Annotated in this window: 1 protein-coding gene; it reads right to left on the minus strand. The window is 29.3% G+C overall.

The window, feature by feature from the left end; all coding sequences use genetic code 11:
* Nucleotides 1-203 (minus strand): cation:dicarboxylate symporter family transporter (locus tag AC1DRF_RS32025; protein WP_477742833.1); only part of this gene is annotated, 203 nt, incomplete at its 3' end.
* Between the last annotated feature and the right edge of the window lie 319 nt (nucleotides 204-522).

Genomic DNA, 522 nt, shown 5'->3' on the forward strand with positions numbered 1-522 from the left:
TCATGCATCCCCGTTATTCCTAATACAATCAGTGGGAAAACAAGAGGGACAATGACCATTTGAATAAGCTGGATAAACGCTTTTCCTAATATCTCTAACTTCAAACCAACTTCTTTACTGAAGTAACCAACGATCAATCCAAGAATTAATCCAATAATTACTTGTAATCCTAAATTAAGTTTAAATTTCTTTTTTGCAGCCATCTGTCTAATTCTCCTTGTAGTATAGTATTGTTTATGTTTTAGTAACCTTTAAGAATTAGACAAGTACAAATACTTTTATTGCGTTTACTCACTACCGAAAGTGCATTCACCTTAACTACCTCCTTCAAATATCTTTTTACATACTAAAACAATTATTCCTATAAGTAAAGTGTGGATTGCGTTTGTTTTTTACGTTTTTATCTAAAATTACTGGGATTAATTCTAAAAAAAGTAATATAAATAAAGGCAAAAAAGCATAAAATCCCTAATTTAATAGGGTTTCTATGCTTTTATTAATGACTAATAACATGATGGAGAT

The organism is Priestia sp. P5_B4 (assembly GCF_056400385.1).